This window comes from Finegoldia sp. P1-F-LS (genome assembly GCF_052932205.1).
Map to the genome: position 1 here is coordinate 94,419 of NZ_JBRFJH010000006.1, position 18,317 is coordinate 112,735.

The window sequence follows — 18,317 nt, forward strand, 5'->3', positions numbered from 1 at the left end:
GCTCTCCTTTACAAAATGTTTGCTCCAACAGCTTTTTCAACATTAGTATTTATTCTGTTCATTCCAATGTTCAAGCTACCTTGATTAGAAGGTATCAAGATAATAGCTGGTGAAACTTTATCATTATATCTGTCTATTGTTTCTTTGATTTTTTCTGCTATTTGTTCAGTAATAAAAATCACGCCGTAATCTTCTTTTGCTAGCCTGTCTACAGTTTTTCTAGCATCTGTGCTTTCAATAGATTCAAATACATCTACTCCCAAAGCCTTAAAGACTAATACAGAATCTCTATCACCTACTACAGCTACTTTTTTACGCATAACTTAACCTCAACTTACTCCTGATGTAATCAGGTTTCAATGAGTTAATCTTTCCTACAAAAATAATCCTCAAATTCTTAATTTCAGTTTCTTTCGCAAATAAATATCCAAACAAAACCTCAGGTCCGTAAGTAACCTTTTTGATTTCTTTGATTTTTTCCATCAAATAATCATCCATTGCTTTTTCAAAAACAGACAAACTATTTGATTTCTTATATTCGCTGATAGCTTCCTTCACATAGTAGTAAATTCTAGCTTGTTTGAATAATGGACTATCCTCAGTAATTTCAGAATGCAATTCAGCTTCAAATTTTTCAGATTCAATACTTCCATTTGGAATAATAACTTTTTTCAAAAATTCTAGGCTTTTCTTTTGATTTTGAACTCTAAGTAAAGTTTTAATATTCGTAAAGTCTATCAAATCTTCAACATATTCATTTATCAAAACTGAATCAATTTGTTTTGCAATTTCTGATGTTTCCACAAAATATTCTCTGTCAGCATAAATATCTACCATTTGAGGATCTTGGTTTTCTTCGTAATCAGCGATTGATTCTCTTATAACTTTATCGAAATGTTCCATTTCACTTTCGGTATTTTCTTTAATAGAATCCCTCATAGTTTTGAATTCCATTCTAGTTATATCACTTAACATAGAAGAAAAATCTTCATCTTTTAGATATTCTTTAATTAACACTTTTAAATTATGATAATCGTATTTTAATGCAATTAAATCAACAGGATATTGGAAACTACTCATATCATACATATATTTATAAGTCTTTTTTAACTCATTTTTCAAAGCAACATCGTAATTCTTATAATTATCAAGCTTTGCAAATTCTGATTGATATACTGAATCCGAAAGTAATCTTACAGTTTCTTCTAAGTTACTTGCATCTATCAGTCTTTCATAATCATTCTTGCTCAATAATTCTTTTTCTTTGACACGAGTTATAGCAGATTGATGTATGAAATTTTCTTTTTTCATATTATCACCTACTTCTTAAAAAGAGTTTTTGCAATTTCTACTTCCAATTCATCTTTCATTGAATCTACCAGTGAAGAAAAATTATTATTAATTAATACATTACCTCTTTTAATACAAAATCCGCTGTCAACTGTTTCATCTGATAATTTTACATTAAAGTTTTCATTCTTCAAACTGTCGTACTTATCTGATTGCAATACTAACAAATCATCGCTATTCAAATCCATTTTGGATAAACTATTTGTTAAATATTTTTTATAATCTTCAAGAGACATGTTTTTTAATTTATCTTTAATTTTTTGTAAAACACTATCAATTACTTCTTGTTTTGCAAAAAGCGCATTATCTCTTGATTTTAAAACAACTTGAGATAAATGTCTGTCGTATACACCTTTTGCTTCAGATTCTGCTTTTTTTAATATTGTATCTTTTTCTTGATTAGCCTGGTCTATTTTAGTTTCAATGATTTTTTCTTTTTCTTGATTTGCATCATTTAGAATGTGTTCTGATTCTTTTTTTGCATCTTCAAGAATTTCATTAATTATATTATCTAAATTAGACATCTAAATCACCACTAAGCTTGGATTTGGTTCATTAATAAGAATGAAATAGCGAATGCTAAGATGGCATATAACTCAACCATTACGGCATAGATAATACCTTTTGCTTGTTGAGGTTCATTCTTTGCTAAGATGTTGATACCACTAACTGCTACTTTACTTTGAGCAATTGCTGAGAAATATCCTACAACACCTACTGGCAATGCTGCTGCGATGTAAACATAACCTTGTGCCAAAGAAATATTTCCACCTACAAGTTTAAATAGAATTAAGATACCAATTACGAATCCGTATAAACCTTGTGTACCTGGTAATAATTGAAGTACTAATGATTTACCAAACTTTTCTGGTTCTTCAATAACTACTCCAGCTGCAGCTTCCCCTGCCATACCTACACCTTTAGCAGATCCCATACCTGAAAATAAAACTGCTATTACTACTGATAATACTCCTAAAACTAATCCACCATTTTCTAAAAAGAATTTTTCCATAATATCCTCCTATTTGTTTGTTATGTTAAAATAATCTGATTCTGTTATAAGTTTCTTGAATGGCACTCCACCACCTTCGTAGAATTTATTAAACATTTCTACGAAAATCAATCTTGCAGAGTGAACGTATGCTGACAAGTATGATAAGAATGCGTTGAACGCTTGGAAAACCACGAATATGATAAGTCCAAATATAAATCCTATAATGCTTGATCCAGCCATCATTTTTACAATCATATTAATTGCTACTGCAATATATGCTCCTGATAAACCTAAAGCCATAAGTCTCATATAAGATACGAAATCTCCTATCCAGCCTGATATTCCGTACAATGAATACAAACCTGAGCCAAGTCTACCACCGATGCTTTTTGCATCCCTTCCTGCTGTAAGAATAATTCCAACAGCTGATGCAATAGCAATCCATTTTGCAATTGTCAATGCAATAGCCGGCAATGCTAAAGACTTACCAATTAGTAAAACTAATATACTAACAATAATTAAATACCATAGTCCTACATCATAAAATGCATCCAAAGGCTTGTGATCTCTCACCAACATGTATGCCTTGATTCCCAATGCAAAGAATAAATGTATAAAACCAAATATTAAGCATAAAATTATTAAAGTCATAGCATTTTTACTTGTGTCGATGATTGGAGTCATTGGTATAATTCCACCAAAGAATGATCCATAAATGTATCCCCAGAACATCGATGCAATTGATATGAACATAAAGAATTTCAAGAATTGCTTTTTCTTTTCATCAAGATTAAAAATCTTGAGAGCTACTAATATTGCTAAAAATACAATCAATCCATATCCTAAATCACCAATCATCATTCCTGAGAAGAAACAATAGAAAGGTGCCAATAATGGTGTTGGATCAACTTCGTTGTATTTTGGCAATGAATACATTCCTGTTATACTTTCAAAAGCTTTTGCAAATCCTCTGTTTTTCAAAATAATTGGTACATTTGGATCGTTTTTATCTGCTGGATTCATTTCCAAATAATACTTATTATTTAATGAGTTTTGTAATAGATTTTCAAAGTCTTTTTCCTTGTCAGAAGGAATGTATCCTTCGATTATATCAATCTTATCTGTCCTCTTAATTTTACTTGTAGCTTCTTCTTTTAAGCTGTTGTTTTCAAGATAATCATGATAAATCTTAAATTGTTCAGTCAAATCTGTTTTTGATTTAATTTGATCTTCTATTTCTTTGTATTGCTTTTTATTTGCAATGATTTGTTCGTCAATATTTTTAATTTCATCTTTTACAAGTCCGTTAGACTTAATGTTAATATTGACAAATCCATTGTCTCTAAGGATATCTTGAGCTTTTTCATAATCCTTAGCGATAACAAGCAAGTATACAAAGCCTGAATTTCGAGAAATTTCTTCGATATAAATATCTTCAATATCTTTTGTGTTTAATTTCAACTGATCGATGAATTTATCACTCACAGTTCCAGTAACTACCTTAACTCTTTTAAAATCATCGATTTTTGAAATATCCAAATCCAAATTCTCCCAAGGAGTTAATTCGGACTTCTTTTGATTCAAAGTTTGATTGTTTTGATCGAGCTCTATCAGTTGTTTATCTAAAGATGAAAGTTCTTTGTAGTTTTCATCAAAGTCAAAATCAAGTGCTTTTTTAGTAAGCTCATCTAGCTTAAATGTTTTCTTACCTTGTTTTAATTCGTCTATTTTATTGTGCTTTTCTGAATACTTTTCAAGCAAATCTATAGCCCATTTTACTTTGGTAAGCTTTTCACTAATGCTAACAATTTGTTCAGAATTATCTAAATTCCTTACACCTTGATTTTCGTCTTCTACTTTCTTTTCATCAATATGAACATAATTAAACTTTTGAAGATCTTCGAGTAATTTTTCCCTATCATAATCAAATGAATACAAATCAAATTTGCTCATTTTTACAATAGCCATTAACTCACTATCCTTTCAACGATTTTGTCTACAAGTCCTTCAACTGTATCTAAGTCGATGTTTTTAATACTTTCGTTATTCATCTTAGCTTTTTGTTCTAAATCTTTTGATTCTTCAATAGCTTTATTCTTTGAAGATTCAAGTTTTTCATTTCGAACTTTTTGAGCTTCGTTGATAATTTCGTCGTATTTTTGTTTAGCTTCTGATTTTGCATCTTCTACAATGCTTTTTCTTTTTTCATTAGCTTCATCGACAATAAGCCTAGCCTTCTCTTCAGCTTCTTTAATTTTTGATATAGCAGTATCTGACATTGTTTCACCTCCTAATTTAGAGATGGTTTTAGAATATTTGAAAATTATTCTAAAACCATAAGTATATAACTAAAAGCTTAAAGCTATTTAGTACCAAATAATCTGTCTCCTGCATCGCCTAAACCAGGTACGATATATCCGTGATCGTTTAATTTTTCATCTAGACCTGCCACGTATATATCAACATCAGGATGCTTTTCTTGAACCATTTTGATTCCTTCTGGAGCTGCTATTATATTCACCAATTTGATGTTCTTACATCCATGTTCTTTTAAGAACGTAATTGCTGCTTCTGCAGATCCACCTGTTGCAAGCATTGGATCTACAACGATAATATCTCTTTCTTCAACATCTTTTGGCAATTTACAATAATATTCAACAGGTTTCAATGTTTTTGGATCTCTGTATAATCCAATGTGTCCAACTTTTGCTGCTGGTAATACACTTAAAAATCCTTCAACCATTCCCAAACCTGCTCTTAAAATTGGAACTACTCCCAGCTTTTTACCACTCAATGTTTGGCCGGTAGTTTTTCCTATCGGAGTTTCTACTTCACAATCTTCTAATTTAAAGTCTCTAGTAACTTCATAGCACATTAAAGTTGCTATTTCTGAAACTAACTGTCTAAATTGATTACTTCCTGTGTTTTTATCACGTAAAATTGTTAATTTGTGTTTAATCAACGGATGATCAAATACAGTTACTTTACTCATAATTCCTCCTATAAAATAAACTTTATACTCTTTATTATAACACACTAAATTACTTTTATGTTATTAGCACAAGATTTTTTAAGTCTGTTCATTATACTTATACCCATTTTTTGTTCATTTACCCCTTCACAAATTAATAATTTGTAGTTGAATTTGTCTAATTCTCTGAGGTATGTGAATATGTTATGCGCAAAATTTAAATAATCATTTCTTTTCGAAATTATTTTTACATTTTCAAAATTTACATTTTCTGCAGTTTCTTCTGTGAGTATAAATCCAACTTCATCGGTATTTATTCCCAAGCTATCAACATAATTTTGTATGTTATCCATGTTTCCTTTGATTACTATAAGTTTTGTTTTGGGTGCGTAGTGTTTGTATTTTTGTCCTGGCGATTTTGGAATAGTGTTAGAATCAATTAATGATTTATCGTAAACAACCTCATCCAAATACTCTTCCAAATCTTCTTTTGTGTAAAAACCTGGTCGAAGTATTGTGTAAGGTTTTTCTGTCAAATCAACAACTGTTGATTCAATTCCAATGTTACAGCTTCCTCCATCCAAAATCATTTCAATCTCGCCTTGCATATCGCTGTATACATCTTGAGCGTTAGTTGGAGATGGTCTTCCTGATTTGTTTGCAGAAGGAGCTGCTATTGGACATCCTGATTTGTCTATCAAAAATCTTGCAATTTCATCAGAAGGATTTCTAATTGCAACTGTATCTCCACCACAACTTACCACATCATTAACTTTATCACTTTTTTTAAAAATTATAGTCAATGGGCCTGGCCACAAATTATCCATCAATTTTTTCTGATCTTCAGTTATTTCTGATGATAAATTCTTCACCATATCTTCGTTAGTTACGTGTAAAATTAATGGATTATCTCTTTTTCTTCTCTTGACATCAAATATTTTCTTGCAAGCTTCTTCGTCCAATCCATTTGCACCTAATCCGTAAACAGTTTCTGTAGGAAATGCTACTACACTTCCATTTTTTATCAACTCTGCAGCTTTTTCAAGTGCTTGTATTTTATTTTTTTCATCTAAATTTTCTATAATTGTATTCATATTAATATCTTTCTAATATAGCTTTCATTAGTTTATTAGGATCGTGTACAATGTAGTCATAGCTTATATCACATATATCTGCTTCGATAATTTCTATTCCTAATTCTTTCATATCTTCACGATCTTCATCAGTAAGATATATAGGAGTAGAATTTTCGATTGATTTGTATCTGTACTTGGCATATTTGTCTACTTCTTTGGAATTAACGACTATTTTATCGATAATATTTGAATTTGCGTGATCGATAATGGCAGCTACATGATCTGTAACGCTGTAGCCATTAGTTTCTCCAGGTTGTGTCATTATATTCAATATGTACACAACTTCTGCCTTTGTTTCTTTTAGTGCTTGTGATATATCTGTTACTAGAAGATTAGGAATTATAGATGTGTATAATGATCCTGGCCCTAATAGAACAATATCTGCATCCATTATACTATCTATGGATTCTTTCAATGGCAAAATAAGTTTTGGTGATGTGTATACCCTTTTGATTTTACCTCCGTTTTTTCTGTTCAAAAACGTGATGTTAGATTCACCTTCAATTGTAGATCCATCTTCCAATTCAGCGAATAATTTGACATTATCTAAAGTCATTGGCAACACTTTTCCTGTAATCGCAAGGACATTGCTTATTTCTTTTATCGCTTCATTGAAATCTCCGCATATATCATTCATCGCTGCTATCAATAAATTACCTAGGCTCTGTCCTTTTAATTGGCCATTTGAAAATCTATAATTAATTAATTTTTCCATTATCGGTTCAGTATTAGCTAGCGCCACAAGACAGTTTCTAATATCACCAGGAGGTAGCATTCCCAAATCTTCTCTAAGAACTCCACTTCCACCACCATCATCAGCCACAGTCACAATTGTGGTTATGTTTGATGTGAAATTCTTTACTCCTCTTAATAATATAGAATTTCCTGTTCCTCCACCGATAGTTACTATTTTTTTACCAAAATTTTTGGTCTCTGTGGGATACATAAACTTTTTCTCCATTTCCTTCAAGCCTTGCTGTCAAAGCTTGTGCTATTGCAACGGACCTGTGCTTTCCACCGGTGCATCCTATTCCTATAACCAAGTTTGTTTTTCCTTCTTTTGAATATTTGGGAATCAAAAATTCCACCATATCTACTAATTTATCTAAGAATTCATTTGCTTCATCAAATCCGAATACATAATCTTTGATATCTGTATTTAATCCCGAAGATTTTTTTAATTCTTCAATGTAGTAAGGATTTGGGAGAAATCTTACATCAAATACCAAATCTGCATCCAACAAAATCCCATGCTTAAATCCAAATGATACAACGGATATTGCAAGTTTGGTGTCTACATCTTTAAGAGAAAATACATATAAAATTTTTCTTCTCAATTCTCCTAGTGTAAGATTTGATGTGTTGATAATTGAATCTGCTGAATTTCTAACTTCACTCAAAAGTTCTCTTTCATTAGAAATTCCTTGTGAAATATTTCCATTGATAGCCAAAGGATGTGGTCTTCTGTGTTCTTTGTATCTTCTGATTAGAATTTCATCCGATGCATCCAAATACAATATTTTTACATCAATGCTTTGATTTTTCAAAAGTGTTATTGACTTCATCAAATCAGCGAAGAATTCTCCACCTCTAATGTCAACTACGCACGCTATTTTATTGATTTTTTTCTTGCTTTTTGTAGTCAAATCTATAAAACTTAATAAAAGAGATGGAGGCATATTATCTAATGTATAATATCCCAAATCTTCTAAAATATGGCTGCTAGCACTCTTGCCAGCTCCACTCATTCCTGTAACAATTACAACTTCCATGAATTCTCCTAATCGATGTTTATAATTCTACTAATATCCAAACCTGATTCAATTACTCTTCTGATGCTGTCATTCACATTAGCAATATTTTTCTTGTGATGAGCATCACTTCCTAGACTAAATTTAACATTATAATGTGAAGAAATTTTGATTTCTTCTACTGATAAATGTGGATGGTGGTTGTTAATTTCCATTACTGTATTTGTTTTTTCGCATGTTTGTGCGATTTTTTCGATGTCCACATCTATTTTATCTCCTGGATGAGTTATTATAAAAATATCGTTGTTCTCCAACGCTTTTACCATTGCATTTGTGTTCAAATCAATCATTTTTTTCCTGACTGATGGCCCCATCCAACTCAATCTTTTTAAAACATGATAATTATAAAAAGATTTCTTATCTACAAATCTAACTCCATTGTGAAATCCGACATTAATAAAATCAAAATACTTCTTCTCTTCTTCTCTAATATCTATCTCTCCATCGTAGCCAATTACGTTGGCTTCAACTCCCATCAAAATTTCAATGTCGTCGTATTTTTCTTTGAGTCTGTCGATTTCTTGACGTTGTACTGGAATTAATTTTCTTTTTATTCCATACATCATATGTCCTGGACCGTGATCAGTTATGCTTATAGTCTTTAACTTTTTTGCTCTAGCTTCTTGTACAATTTCTTCGATTGTACTTTTCCCGTGATTGTTACGACTGTAAACTGAATGCACGTGATATTCTCTAGTTAATTTTATTTTATTTTCCACCGATAATTCTCACTTCTGGTTCTAATTTCACATTGAACTTTTCAAACACAACTTTTTGCACATGTTCTATAACAGCTACAACATCAGAGCATTTTGCATCTCCAACATTAACTATAAAACCGCAATGCTTTTCACTAACCATCGCATCATTGTACCTATAGCCTCTGAGGCCTGCTTCATCAATCAATTGTCCAGCGAAGTGTCCTTCTGGTCTTTTGAACACTGAGCCGCATGAAGGAAGCTCTAAAGGTTGCTTTGATGTTCTTCTTTCTGTGTAGTCATGAAAATTATCGAGAATTTCTTTTTGGTCGCCTTTTTTTAATATAAATTCAACTTCCAAAACGACTAATTTTTCATCTTGAACTCTTGAGTGTCTGTATGAAAAATCCATCTCGTCACAGTTAAGATATTTTACTTTCAAATCTGTATCAATCACTTTGACTCTGTGAACAATATCTTTCATTTCTGTTCCATAGGCACCTGCATTCATTGTAATAGCTCCTCCAATGTCTCCAGGTATGCCGCTAACAGCTTCAAAACCAGCATATGAGTTGTTAATAGCTAATTTACTAACAGAGCTCAATAACGCGCCTGATTGTGCTATTAAAAGATCACCATCAATTCTTATTTCATTGAAATTATCGTGTAATTTAATTACAACTTCTCTTAGCCCATCATCGCTAACTAACAAATTCGATCCGTTGCCTATAATTCTGTATGCAAAGTCGTTTTGTTTAATTAATTGGAGAGAATTTATTATTTGTTCTTCATTTTGTGGAAATATCATAACATCACAATTACCTCCAATTTTGAAAGTAGTGTGATTTTTCATCGGTTCATCGTACAAGATTTCCCCGATGTTTTTTCCATCAAAAACTTGTTTATAAATGTTCATAAGCTTGCTCCGCACTGTACAATGTTCCAAAAATTATAATTACATCATCCTTGAAATGTTCAATAGCATAATCCACGGCGTCATTTACATTTGATTTTGCAACAACTTTATCACTATAAACTTCAATTTGTTTTTTCAAATCTTCTGCTTTTAATGCTCTTGGAGAATCTGGAGTAAATGTAACAAATGCTTTGGCATTTTCATAAATTAGTTTGATTTCGTCGTTGTAGTCTTTGTCTTTCAATACTCCGTAAACAAATACAATTTTTTTATCGCCAAACACAGATTCTATTGATGATTTTAATGCTTTTACGCCGTCAGCATTGTGCCCACCATCGTAAATCACAGTAGGATTGTGTCTAATTACATCAAATCTTGCAGGAATGTATGCGTTTTTGAAACCATTTATAATATCTTCATCAGACAAATCAAGTTCGTCTCTTAATATGTCAATCGCAGTCAATGCTAACTGTGCGTTGAATAATTGATATCTACCAACTAATCTAGTTTCAATGTGCAAATTTTTCCAATCAAAAGAATTGTGTGTTGCGTTGATTTCGATGTTTTTAGCTTCATCAAAATCACAAATATATAGTTTGTTGTTTCTTTCTTCTGCGACCTCTCTGAAAACGTCCAATACACTTTCTTGTTGATCGTAAACGACACATCTTCCGTTTTGCTTCATGATGCAAGCTTTTTCGTAGGCGATTTCTTCCAATGTATTTCCCAAATATTCTTGATGATCCAATCCAATTTTTGTAATTACTGATAACAATGTTTCATCTGTAGCATTTGTTGCATCCAATCTTCCACCCATTCCAACTTCAAGGACAACATATTCGCATTTTTGTTCTGCAAAATAATAAATCGCACACAAAGTTATAAATTCGAATGTAGACACTTTTATATCATTTTCTTCAATAGTATCCTTGATAATTTCGAAAATCCTCATGAAATCTTCTTCTGAAATTTCCTTGTCGATTTTTATTCTATCGTAGAAATTAATTATGTGAGGTGATGTGAAAAGTCCAGTTTTATATCCATGTTCTTTAAGTGTTTGGTATATAAAAGTTGATGTGGAACCTTTCCCGTTCGTTCCAGCAACATGGATTATTTTAAAACTTTTTTCGGGATTGCCTAGAATCTTCAAAGTTTTTTGCATTCTATCAAGTCCCAACTTGTAACCATCTCTTCCGATTTTATCTAAATATTCATAAATTAATTCGCTATTCATTTTTATCTCCTAAATCTAAATATATATCTAATTATATCATTACTTACTATAATATAAAAAACTCGAGCGATTAAACTCGAGTTAATTTTTAATTCATCATTTTTAATTTTTCAGCTTGATCGTAGCTTGTCAAATCATCAATCATTTCTTCGATATCTCCATCTAAGAAATTTTGTAATTGGAATATTGTTTTGTTGATTCTGTGGTCAGTAATTCTTCCTTGTGGAAAGTTGTAAGTTCTAATTCTTTCAGAACGGTCTCCAGTACCAACTTGAGATTTACGAGCATCTGCTCTATCTTTATTCTTTTCTTCTTCCATCAAATCATACAATCTAGATTTCAAAACTTTCATAGCTTTGTCTTTGTTCTTAATTTGTGATTTTTCGTCTTGGCATGTTACTACAAGACCTGTTGGGATGTGTGTAATTCTGACAGCAGAGTCAGTAGTGTTTACGCATTGTCCACCGTTACCACTCGCTCTGAACACGTCTATTCTCAAATCTTTTTGTTCGATTTTTACATCGACATCTTCCGCTTCTGGCAATACCGCAACAGTTGCAGTAGAAGTGTGAATTCTTCCCGAACTTTCAGTTTGAGGAACTCTTTGAACTCTGTGAACTCCAGATTCGTATTTTAATCTAGAATAAGCGCCTTTTCCTTTTACCATCATTACAACTTCTTTGATTCCACCAACACCTTGTTGTTGAATATCCATTATTTCAGTTGTCCAGTGTTTTTTGTCGGAATACATTTGATACATTCTCAAAAGTTCACCAGCAAATAATCCCGCTTCATCTCCACCGGCGCCTGCTCTTATTTCGATAAATACGTTCTTTTCATCGTTAGGATCTTTTGGCAACAACAAAATCTTCAATTCTTCTTGGTCTTTTTCGATTTGTTCTTCCAATGTTGAGATTTCATCTTTCAATAGTTCTTCCATTTCACTATCTCCAGTAGTACCCAACAACTCCTTATCTTCTTCTAAATTTTTCAAATTATCTTTGTATGACAAATATTTATTAACAACTGGTTCTAAATCAGCGTGTTCTTTCATTAATTTCGTCCAATTTTCCATGTCAGCGATAACTTCAGGATCTGCGACTTTTACTTCTAAGTCTTTGAATTTATCAACAACGCTATCTAAATTTTCAAACATAATTACCTCCTCGCAATTATTACTCTATCAAAACCGTTAAAATCTTTTATGCAATAGTGATTTTCAAATCCGTTTTCATCTAAAATCTCAAATATGCTCTCTCTTTGATTATAACCTATTTCAAAAGCGAGCATACCATCTTCATTTAAATAATCACTAGCTTGATTTATTATCTTTCTATAAAAATACAGTCCATCATCTCCACCGAAAAGTGCAGATCGTGGTTCTTTTAAAATTTTTGTTTCAAGTGAATTGAAATCTTTTTTGTCTATATAAGGCGGATTGGAAACTATCAAATCAAACTTATAATTCACATTCTCATACAAATCAGAATAAATAAATTCAACGTTAGTCGCATTCAAACTCTCTGCATTTTTCTTGGAAAGTTCAATGGCTTTTTCGTTTATATCTACTCCCAAAACTTTTGAATTCAATTCCAAATTCAAAGTGATTGATATTATCCCCGATCCAATCCCGATTTCCAATATGTTTTCAAACTTACGATTTATATTTATTATTTCATCCACCAAAATTTCAGTATCAAATCTTGGAATCAACACACTAGAATCTGTGTAAAACTTTCTGTTGTAAAAGTATTTAAACCCAAGTATATATTCGATTGGAATATCCTCATCATAAAGTTTTTTGTATTCTAATATTATTTTCTCATCATTCTCATTTATCTTGTCATTTGAATGGATAATAGAGTCAGAGAAATTATAGTTATACAATTTTTCCAAAATCATCAGACAATCGGATTTATCGAACAAATTATAAATATCCTTTATTACCATAAATCTTCATCTTCTTTTTCTGGAATTACATTTTTTAGCGCCAAGATAGCTACTTCAATCATCTTGTCATCAGGTTCTCTTACTGTGAAAAATTTTTGAACCCATAATCCTGGCTTAACAAGCATTGCAGTAATTTTATTATCGTATTTTCCGATTAATCTATTAATCTCATAAGAAATCGACACAATCACCGGAAGTAATATTATACGATACAACATTCTCATCAGTGGATTTGGCCATCCAACTAAGCCCAGAACCAAAATAGAAATTATCATAACAGTAAACAAAAAGCTAGTACCACATCTTGGATGAAGTCTACTTTGTTTTCTAACATTTTCAACTGTCAAATCAAGTCCTTTTTCATAGCAATAAATACTTTTGTGTTCAGCTCCATGATATTCAAATACTCTTTTCATATCTTTTGAATGAGAAACTATAAAAAGATATGTAAAAAATATTATAATTCGTATCAGTCCTTCTATTAAATTGAAGCTAAAAGATGAATGGTTTAGCTTAACAAATGATGTAAGAAAAGTTGGAATAAAGAAGAAAAACAATAACGCCAATGAAACTGATACTATTATAGAAAACACATTTTCTATCTTTCTGGCATTGTTTTTAAAATGTTTATCGAAAAAATTTTCGCTATCATCTTCGTAGAAGCTTGCCGAATACATCAATGCATCCATTCCTAATTTCATAGAATCAAACAAGCTAACAACTCCTCTAATAAAAGGAATCTTCATCAAATTTATTTTATTGTTTTCTAAGTCTTTTACAACCAAATCAATGTCTTGATCTGGTTTTCTTACGGCTATGGAATACTTTGAAGGACCTCTCATCAAAATTCCTTCGATTAAGGCTTGTCCCCCAATTGTAGTTTTCTTCATTTCAATTTACCTTTTCATTGTTCATTATCTATTTTTTAACACAAAAATACCAGCACCAAAAAGGCACTGGCAAAATGCTAATCCATGTTGTATTTTTTCTTGAATTTTTCTACTCTACCACCATGTTCTACAAATCTTTGACGTCCTGTATAAAATGGGTGACATTGACTACAAACTTCGACGTTTATGTTTTCTTTAGTAGATCCTACTTTAAAAGTATTGCCACAAGAAGCGCAAGTTACTGTAGCTTCGTGGTATTCTGGATGTAAATCTTTTTTCATATTATCACCTCGTTTTTCTCAAAATTATTTTCGACTTACCTATTATAACACATGAGTATTAACTTGTCTACCAAATTTGAATATTTCATTATAATTTTATTTACAAACTTTGCAAATCATTTATTGATTTTACAAATTCTTTGTTTGTTTTTGTGTTTTTAATCATTTTTATAATTTGATCTGCAATATCTTTATTTTCTTGTGAATTCAATTGTTTTCTGATTTTATTAATTGCAGATAATTCTTCTTTAGTAAGAAGCAATTCATCTTTTCTAGTTCCAGATTTATTCAAATCAATTGCAGGGAAAACTCTTTGTTCTGACAAATTCCTGTCCAATTTGATTTCCATATTTCCAGTTCCCTTGAATTCTTCGAATATAACATCATCCATTCTAGATCCTGTTTCTATCAAAGCCGTCGCCAATATAGTCAGAGAACCGCCTTCTTCTATATTTCTCGCAGCACCGAAAAATCTTTTAGGACCATTCAATGCTAGAGGATCAAGTCCACCAGACAAAGTCTTACCTGAATAAGGGCTAGTAACATTATATGCACGAGATAATCTAGTAATTGAATCGACCAATATTACAACATCTTTTTTATGTTCTACAAGTCTCTTGGCTCTCTCAATCACGATTTCAGCAACCCTAATATGATTTTGAGGCATCTCATCAAAAGTTGAAGCTACAACATCTGCTCCCAAAACAGAACGCTTCATATCAGTAACTTCTTCCGGTCTTTCGTCAATCAACAAAACAATAACGTGAATATCTGGATAATTTTTTCTAATAGAATTTGCAATGTTTTTAAGCAAAGTCGTCTTACCAGTTTTAGGTGAGGCAACAATCAATCCTCTTTGCCCCTTTCCAACAGGACTTATCAAATCCATAATTCTCATCGATACATTGTTAGAATCTCTTTCTAGCGTTAATCTTTCTGTTGGATAAATCGGCGTCAAATTTTCAAAATCAGGCCTATTTCTTAGATTTTCAACAGTATCTCCATTTACACGGTTCACATAAATCAAAGCATTGAATTTTTCTTTATCTTTTTTTTCACGAGATAATCCTTCTACAAAATCTCCCGTTTTTAGCTTAAATCTTCTAACTTGAACAGGTGGAACATAAATATCATCATCTCCTGAATCATAACCTTCTGATCTCAAAAATCCATATCCATTTTCGTGCAAATCCAATATCCCTTCAACTTTTAATGGATCTTTCAAATCTTTTTCATCGTTAGAAGATGATTCATCATAATCTTCTTCAGAATTATTCCTCTCATTAATATTAACCTGACTAATAATCTCTTCTATCAAATCTTGCTTGTTGTATTTGCTAATACCTGCAACGCCAACAGCCTTAGCAATAATTTTCAAATCTTGCAATTTTTTTGACTCTAATACGTCTTTTTCCAATAAATTTCCTCCTAAATACCTTGGTACAAGAAATATAATCCAAATAACATCAATACTGCACCAAGAACTATTTCAATAATCTTAGAAACCTTAGTATATGAATCATTTTGAATAATCTCTTCGACTTTACCCATCAATAAAGCAGACATAAACACCAAAAAACAATTACCTATGCCGTAGAATACAAATAAAACAATAGAAAATAAAATGTTTCTAGTATTAGCCGCTATAGCCATCAACGAAACCAAAACAGGTGTTGAACATGGCGATGCGAATACCGCTTGGATAACACCAGCTAGAAAAGCTCCCAGAAGTCCAGTTTTTGTAATCTTACTGGACTTATTGAGACTAATAATCTTGATAACATGCCAATTTTGAAACGCCATAAGAATTAAAAGTATTCCAATAATAATATAAAATACTCTACTAAATTGATTTAAAATTTTACCAACCAAGGCAGCAGTTAATCCAAAAATTGTGAAAACTAAAATACTACCTAAACTAAAAACCAAAGCTACCTTGAACGATTTTTTTCTATCGTAATTATTTCCCGACAAATACCCAATTATAATTGGAATCATCGGCAATGAGCAGGGAAGAAAACTAGTCAAAATACCCGCAACTAAAGAAATAATCGGAGCCAAATAAACATAATCTTTTACTAGTTTCGATAAAAAATCTAATAAACTATCCATTGATCATATCCGAAATCAAAATCTCTAATTCATTTTCCTTCAACAAACCTTCGTGAATATATCCCTTTTTACCATTAACAGTAACCTCTTGGAAATATTCATCCATCACACTCTTAGCTTTATCGGAAAATTTAAAATCTTCTTTTAAAGGAATGAAAATTTGAGTAGGCGTAACCCTAATACCAGCTTGTGATGCGAAATCATTGTTCACATTAACTTCAACATCCTTAACAACAGCCTTTCCTTTAAACTTATCGAACGTGTTTTCAATATATGGAGCCATTTCCTTACAAGGAGCACATTCAATCCAAGTGAAATTTACAAAAACCGGCTTATCGTATGAGAAAAACTTCTCAAAACCAGCATCCTTACCAGCAAATAAAACATCTTCCTTGTCTACTTGCTTATAAGCTTCTTTGAAACTATTTAAGTCTGATGTGTCTTTCTTTTCAGAGCTGTTCGAGCTTTCACTAACATTTTGTTCAGATTGATTTGACTTAACTTCACTTGTTCCATTAGGCTTCTTTTTTACAAAAACCATGACCAAAATAGCCACAGCAATAAATCCTATAACTAAAAAAATCTTCGACTTATTATCCTTCATAATTATTTCCTTTCTTTGCTTCTATTAATCATATTTAAAATTACTATTGATTTACTTAACTATTATATCAAACTTACCTTCTTATTTACACCTCAACATTCTCTTTAAAATATTTATGACAACATTACTAAATTCATACAAACATTTATAATAATCTTTACTCGTTTTATTTTAAATATTTAATTTAAAAAAATCCATGAATCATTTACTATCTCCTATAGAAAATCCCTCAAATTAAAAAATCAAAAATCTAAGCTAAGAATATTACTATATAAAATTTAATGTTTTTCATGAGCGACGCTTCGAACGAGTAAATCTACATTTCTTTATCTTTAAAAAAGATTTCTGAAGTGAGGCTGAGCGAGTGAGAACATTAAATTTTAACCAAAGATATTCGTGCGAAATGTTTGCTTCTAGTCTGACCTATCTTTGTCCTGCAACTGTAGTCTTGCAAAGTCTTTGCACAATTTTTATCCTTGCTCTGCAATTCTCAAAATAACGAAACCTTAAAGCAAACGATCGAAGCTAAGAAGATCATACGGAGAAAATAATCATAAATTCAAGCGAAGGGAACCGTTAAAAAATTGTGCTGTTTGAGAGCTTTGCTCGAGTTCACAATTTTAGGTTCACAAGATTAGAATTTATTAATTTTCGGAGTCTAGATATTCGTGCGAGATGTTTGCTCTGATTTTTGAGCTCTGTGTGTCTTGCAACTGTAAATCTTGCGAAACCTTCAAGCAAACAATCGAAGCTAAGAATATCATACGGAGAAAATAATCATAAATTCAAGCGAAGGGAACCGTTAAAAAATCGCACTGTTTGAGCGTTAGCGAGTTTGCGATTTTAGGTTCACAAGCTTAGAATTTATTTATTTTCGTAGTCTAGATATTCGTGCGAGATGTTTGCTACGGTTCTGACCCTTGTGCTTCTTGCGACTATTGTCTAGAGAAATCTTTACACCATTTTCTATATTAGTATAGCTAAAAGAACTCACAAAAAAAGACCTAGCGGACATTGTCATCACTAGATCTTAATTGTTTGGCGACTACCTACTCTCCCACGACGTTTCCATCGTAGTACCATCGGCGTTAAGAGGCTTAACTTCTGTGTTCGGCATGGGTACAGGTGTATCCCTCTTGCTTTTATCACCATACTTATTTACTTTTACATTTCAATCAATAACAGTATATATTTCCAGTCAAGTTTTCGATTTATTAGTATCAGTTAGCTTTGATATTACTATCTTTACACCTCTGACCTATCTATCTTGTTTTCTTCAAGTAATCTCATAGAAATCTTATCTCGAGGTTGGTTTCGTGCTTAGATGCCTTCAGCACTTATCCTTCCCAGACGTAGCTACCGAGCTGTGC

At 31.6% G+C, this 18,317-nt stretch carries 20 protein-coding genes and 2 rRNA genes; all 22 read right to left on the bottom strand.

The features are described from left to right. Positions 1–8: 8 nt before the first annotated feature. Entirely contained in the window at positions 9–320 is a 312-nt protein-coding gene (locus ACU68Y_RS06450; protein WP_002836812.1) for a V-type ATP synthase subunit F, read from the bottom strand. Next, a complete protein-coding gene (locus ACU68Y_RS06455; RefSeq protein WP_002837700.1) occupies positions 313–1,311 on the bottom strand; it encodes a V-type ATP synthase subunit C in 999 nt (332 codons plus the stop codon). The genes ACU68Y_RS06450 and ACU68Y_RS06455 overlap by 8 nt, the downstream gene beginning before the upstream one ends. Before the next feature lie 8 nt (positions 1,312–1,319). Then, positions 1,320–1,874, bottom strand: a complete 555-nt coding sequence (locus tag ACU68Y_RS06460; protein ID WP_002840342.1) for a V-type ATP synthase subunit E — start codon at positions 1,872–1,874, stop codon at positions 1,320–1,322. Between the two features lie 11 nt (positions 1,875–1,885). Then, positions 1,886–2,362, bottom strand: a complete 477-nt coding sequence (locus tag ACU68Y_RS06465; protein ID WP_002837669.1) for a V-type ATP synthase subunit K — start codon at positions 2,360–2,362, stop codon at positions 1,886–1,888. Positions 2,363–2,371: 9 nt separating this feature from the next. Further along, on the bottom strand, positions 2,372–4,312 hold the full coding sequence (locus ACU68Y_RS06470) for a V-type ATP synthase subunit I (protein ID WP_446755686.1): 1,941 nt from the start codon (positions 4,310–4,312) through the stop codon (positions 2,372–2,374). Next, positions 4,312–4,623 (bottom strand): hypothetical protein, encoded by a 312-nt coding sequence (locus ACU68Y_RS06475; RefSeq protein ID WP_002837740.1) that lies wholly within the window; start codon positions 4,621–4,623, stop codon positions 4,312–4,314. The genes ACU68Y_RS06470 and ACU68Y_RS06475 overlap by 1 nt, the downstream gene beginning before the upstream one ends. An 83-nt stretch (positions 4,624–4,706) precedes the next feature. Next, positions 4,707–5,336 (bottom strand): uracil phosphoribosyltransferase, encoded by a 630-nt coding sequence (gene upp / locus ACU68Y_RS06480; RefSeq protein WP_002837744.1) that lies wholly within the window; start codon positions 5,334–5,336, stop codon positions 4,707–4,709. 44 nt (positions 5,337–5,380) lie between these two features. Beyond that, positions 5,381–6,409 (bottom strand): L-threonylcarbamoyladenylate synthase, encoded by a 1,029-nt coding sequence (locus tag ACU68Y_RS06485; protein WP_060790806.1) that lies wholly within the window; start codon positions 6,407–6,409, stop codon positions 5,381–5,383. Position 6,410: 1 nt separating this feature from the next. Then, positions 6,411–7,397, bottom strand: a complete 987-nt coding sequence (locus ACU68Y_RS06490; RefSeq protein ID WP_002837756.1) for a gluconeogenesis factor YvcK family protein — start codon at positions 7,395–7,397, stop codon at positions 6,411–6,413. Continuing rightward, positions 7,366–8,223 (bottom strand): RNase adapter RapZ, encoded by an 858-nt coding sequence (gene rapZ, locus ACU68Y_RS06495; RefSeq protein ID WP_002842161.1) that lies wholly within the window; start codon positions 8,221–8,223, stop codon positions 7,366–7,368. Before rapZ ends, ACU68Y_RS06490 begins: the two co-directional genes overlap by 32 nt. A gap of 8 nt (positions 8,224–8,231) precedes the next feature. Beyond that, positions 8,232–8,981, bottom strand: a complete 750-nt coding sequence (locus tag ACU68Y_RS06500) for a PHP domain-containing protein (RefSeq protein WP_446755685.1) — start codon at positions 8,979–8,981, stop codon at positions 8,232–8,234. Next, the gene (gene murB, locus ACU68Y_RS06505) at positions 8,971–9,876 is read right to left on the bottom strand and encodes a UDP-N-acetylmuramate dehydrogenase (protein WP_012290818.1); all 906 of its coding nucleotides are present in this window, start codon (positions 9,874–9,876) and stop codon (positions 8,971–8,973) included. The genes ACU68Y_RS06500 and murB overlap by 11 nt, the downstream gene beginning before the upstream one ends. Next, on the bottom strand, positions 9,863–11,110 hold the full coding sequence (locus tag ACU68Y_RS06510) for a bifunctional folylpolyglutamate synthase/dihydrofolate synthase (RefSeq protein WP_002842127.1): 1,248 nt from the start codon (positions 11,108–11,110) through the stop codon (positions 9,863–9,865). The genes murB and ACU68Y_RS06510 overlap by 14 nt, the downstream gene beginning before the upstream one ends. A gap of 88 nt (positions 11,111–11,198) precedes the next feature. After that, positions 11,199–12,266 carry a peptide chain release factor 1 gene (prfA, locus tag ACU68Y_RS06515; RefSeq protein ID WP_002840294.1) on the bottom strand — a complete coding sequence of 356 codons (1,068 nt, stop codon included), beginning with the start codon at positions 12,264–12,266 and terminating at the stop codon, positions 11,199–11,201. A 2-nt stretch (positions 12,267–12,268) separates the two neighbouring features. Beyond that, entirely contained in the window at positions 12,269–13,060 is a 792-nt protein-coding gene (gene prmC / locus ACU68Y_RS06520; protein ID WP_446755684.1) for a peptide chain release factor N(5)-glutamine methyltransferase, read from the bottom strand. After that, positions 13,054–13,950, bottom strand: coding sequence for a DUF1385 domain-containing protein (locus tag ACU68Y_RS06525; RefSeq protein WP_316450908.1), 897 nt, complete (start codon positions 13,948–13,950; stop codon positions 13,054–13,056). Before ACU68Y_RS06525 ends, prmC begins: the two co-directional genes overlap by 7 nt. A 77-nt stretch (positions 13,951–14,027) precedes the next feature. Further along, a complete protein-coding gene (gene rpmE / locus ACU68Y_RS06530; protein ID WP_002836835.1) occupies positions 14,028–14,231 on the bottom strand; it encodes a 50S ribosomal protein L31 in 204 nt (67 codons plus the stop codon). Between the two features lie 100 nt (positions 14,232–14,331). Continuing rightward, positions 14,332–15,648, bottom strand: a complete 1,317-nt coding sequence (rho, locus tag ACU68Y_RS06535; protein WP_002842130.1) for a transcription termination factor Rho — start codon at positions 15,646–15,648, stop codon at positions 14,332–14,334. 11 nt (positions 15,649–15,659) lie between these two features. Next, positions 15,660–16,343 carry a cytochrome c biogenesis CcdA family protein gene (locus tag ACU68Y_RS06540; RefSeq protein WP_002840306.1) on the bottom strand — a complete coding sequence of 228 codons (684 nt, stop codon included), beginning with the start codon at positions 16,341–16,343 and terminating at the stop codon, positions 15,660–15,662. Next, complete coding sequence (locus ACU68Y_RS06545) at positions 16,336–16,947, bottom strand: thioredoxin family protein (RefSeq protein WP_094202738.1); 612 nt, start codon at positions 16,945–16,947, stop codon at positions 16,336–16,338. Before ACU68Y_RS06545 ends, ACU68Y_RS06540 begins: the two co-directional genes overlap by 8 nt. Before the next feature lie 1,036 nt (positions 16,948–17,983). Beyond that, positions 17,984–18,100 (bottom strand): 5S ribosomal RNA (gene rrf / locus ACU68Y_RS06550). A 41-nt stretch (positions 18,101–18,141) separates the two neighbouring features. Then, positions 18,142–18,317, bottom strand: a 23S ribosomal RNA gene (locus tag ACU68Y_RS06555); the annotation flags it as partial.

What these genes read in the sequence shown, in the direction of transcription:
- ACU68Y_RS06450 (WP_002836812.1), bottom strand. Translation starts at nt 320, where the DNA reads ATGCGTAAAAAAGTAGCTGTAGTAGGTGATAGAGATTCTGTATTAGTC.
- ACU68Y_RS06455 (WP_002837700.1), bottom strand. Translation starts at nt 1,311, where the DNA reads ATGAAAAAAGAAAATTTCATACATCAATCTGCTATAACTCGTGTCAAA.
- ACU68Y_RS06460 (WP_002840342.1), bottom strand. Translation starts at nt 1,874, where the DNA reads ATGTCTAATTTAGATAATATAATTAATGAAATTCTTGAAGATGCAAAA.
- ACU68Y_RS06465 (WP_002837669.1), bottom strand. Translation starts at nt 2,362, where the DNA reads ATGGAAAAATTCTTTTTAGAAAATGGTGGATTAGTTTTAGGAGTATTA.
- ACU68Y_RS06470 (WP_446755686.1), bottom strand. Translation starts at nt 4,312, where the DNA reads ATGGCTATTGTAAAAATGAGCAAATTTGATTTGTATTCATTTGATTAT.
- ACU68Y_RS06475 (WP_002837740.1), bottom strand. Translation starts at nt 4,623, where the DNA reads ATGTCAGATACTGCTATATCAAAAATTAAAGAAGCTGAAGAGAAGGCT.
- upp (WP_002837744.1), bottom strand. Translation starts at nt 5,336, where the DNA reads ATGAGTAAAGTAACTGTATTTGATCATCCGTTGATTAAACACAAATTA.
- ACU68Y_RS06485 (WP_060790806.1), bottom strand. Translation starts at nt 6,409, where the DNA reads ATGAATACAATTATAGAAAATTTAGATGAAAAAAATAAAATACAAGCA.
- ACU68Y_RS06490 (WP_002837756.1), bottom strand. Translation starts at nt 7,397, where the DNA reads ATGTATCCCACAGAGACCAAAAATTTTGGTAAAAAAATAGTAACTATC.
- rapZ (WP_002842161.1), bottom strand. Translation starts at nt 8,223, where the DNA reads ATGGAAGTTGTAATTGTTACAGGAATGAGTGGAGCTGGCAAGAGTGCT.
- murB (WP_012290818.1), bottom strand. Translation starts at nt 9,876, where the DNA reads ATGAACATTTATAAACAAGTTTTTGATGGAAAAAACATCGGGGAAATC.
- ACU68Y_RS06510 (WP_002842127.1), bottom strand. Translation starts at nt 11,110, where the DNA reads ATGAATAGCGAATTAATTTATGAATATTTAGATAAAATCGGAAGAGAT.
- prfA (WP_002840294.1), bottom strand. Translation starts at nt 12,266, where the DNA reads ATGTTTGAAAATTTAGATAGCGTTGTTGATAAATTCAAAGACTTAGAA.
- prmC (WP_446755684.1), bottom strand. Translation starts at nt 13,060, where the DNA reads ATGGTAATAAAGGATATTTATAATTTGTTCGATAAATCCGATTGTCTG.
- ACU68Y_RS06525 (WP_316450908.1), bottom strand. Translation starts at nt 13,950, where the DNA reads ATGAAGAAAACTACAATTGGGGGACAAGCCTTAATCGAAGGAATTTTG.
- rpmE (WP_002836835.1), bottom strand. Translation starts at nt 14,231, where the DNA reads ATGAAAAAAGATTTACATCCAGAATACCACGAAGCTACAGTAACTTGC.
- ACU68Y_RS06540 (WP_002840306.1), bottom strand. Translation starts at nt 16,343, where the DNA reads ATGGATAGTTTATTAGATTTTTTATCGAAACTAGTAAAAGATTATGTT.
- ACU68Y_RS06545 (WP_094202738.1), bottom strand. Translation starts at nt 16,947, where the DNA reads ATGAAGGATAATAAGTCGAAGATTTTTTTAGTTATAGGATTTATTGCT.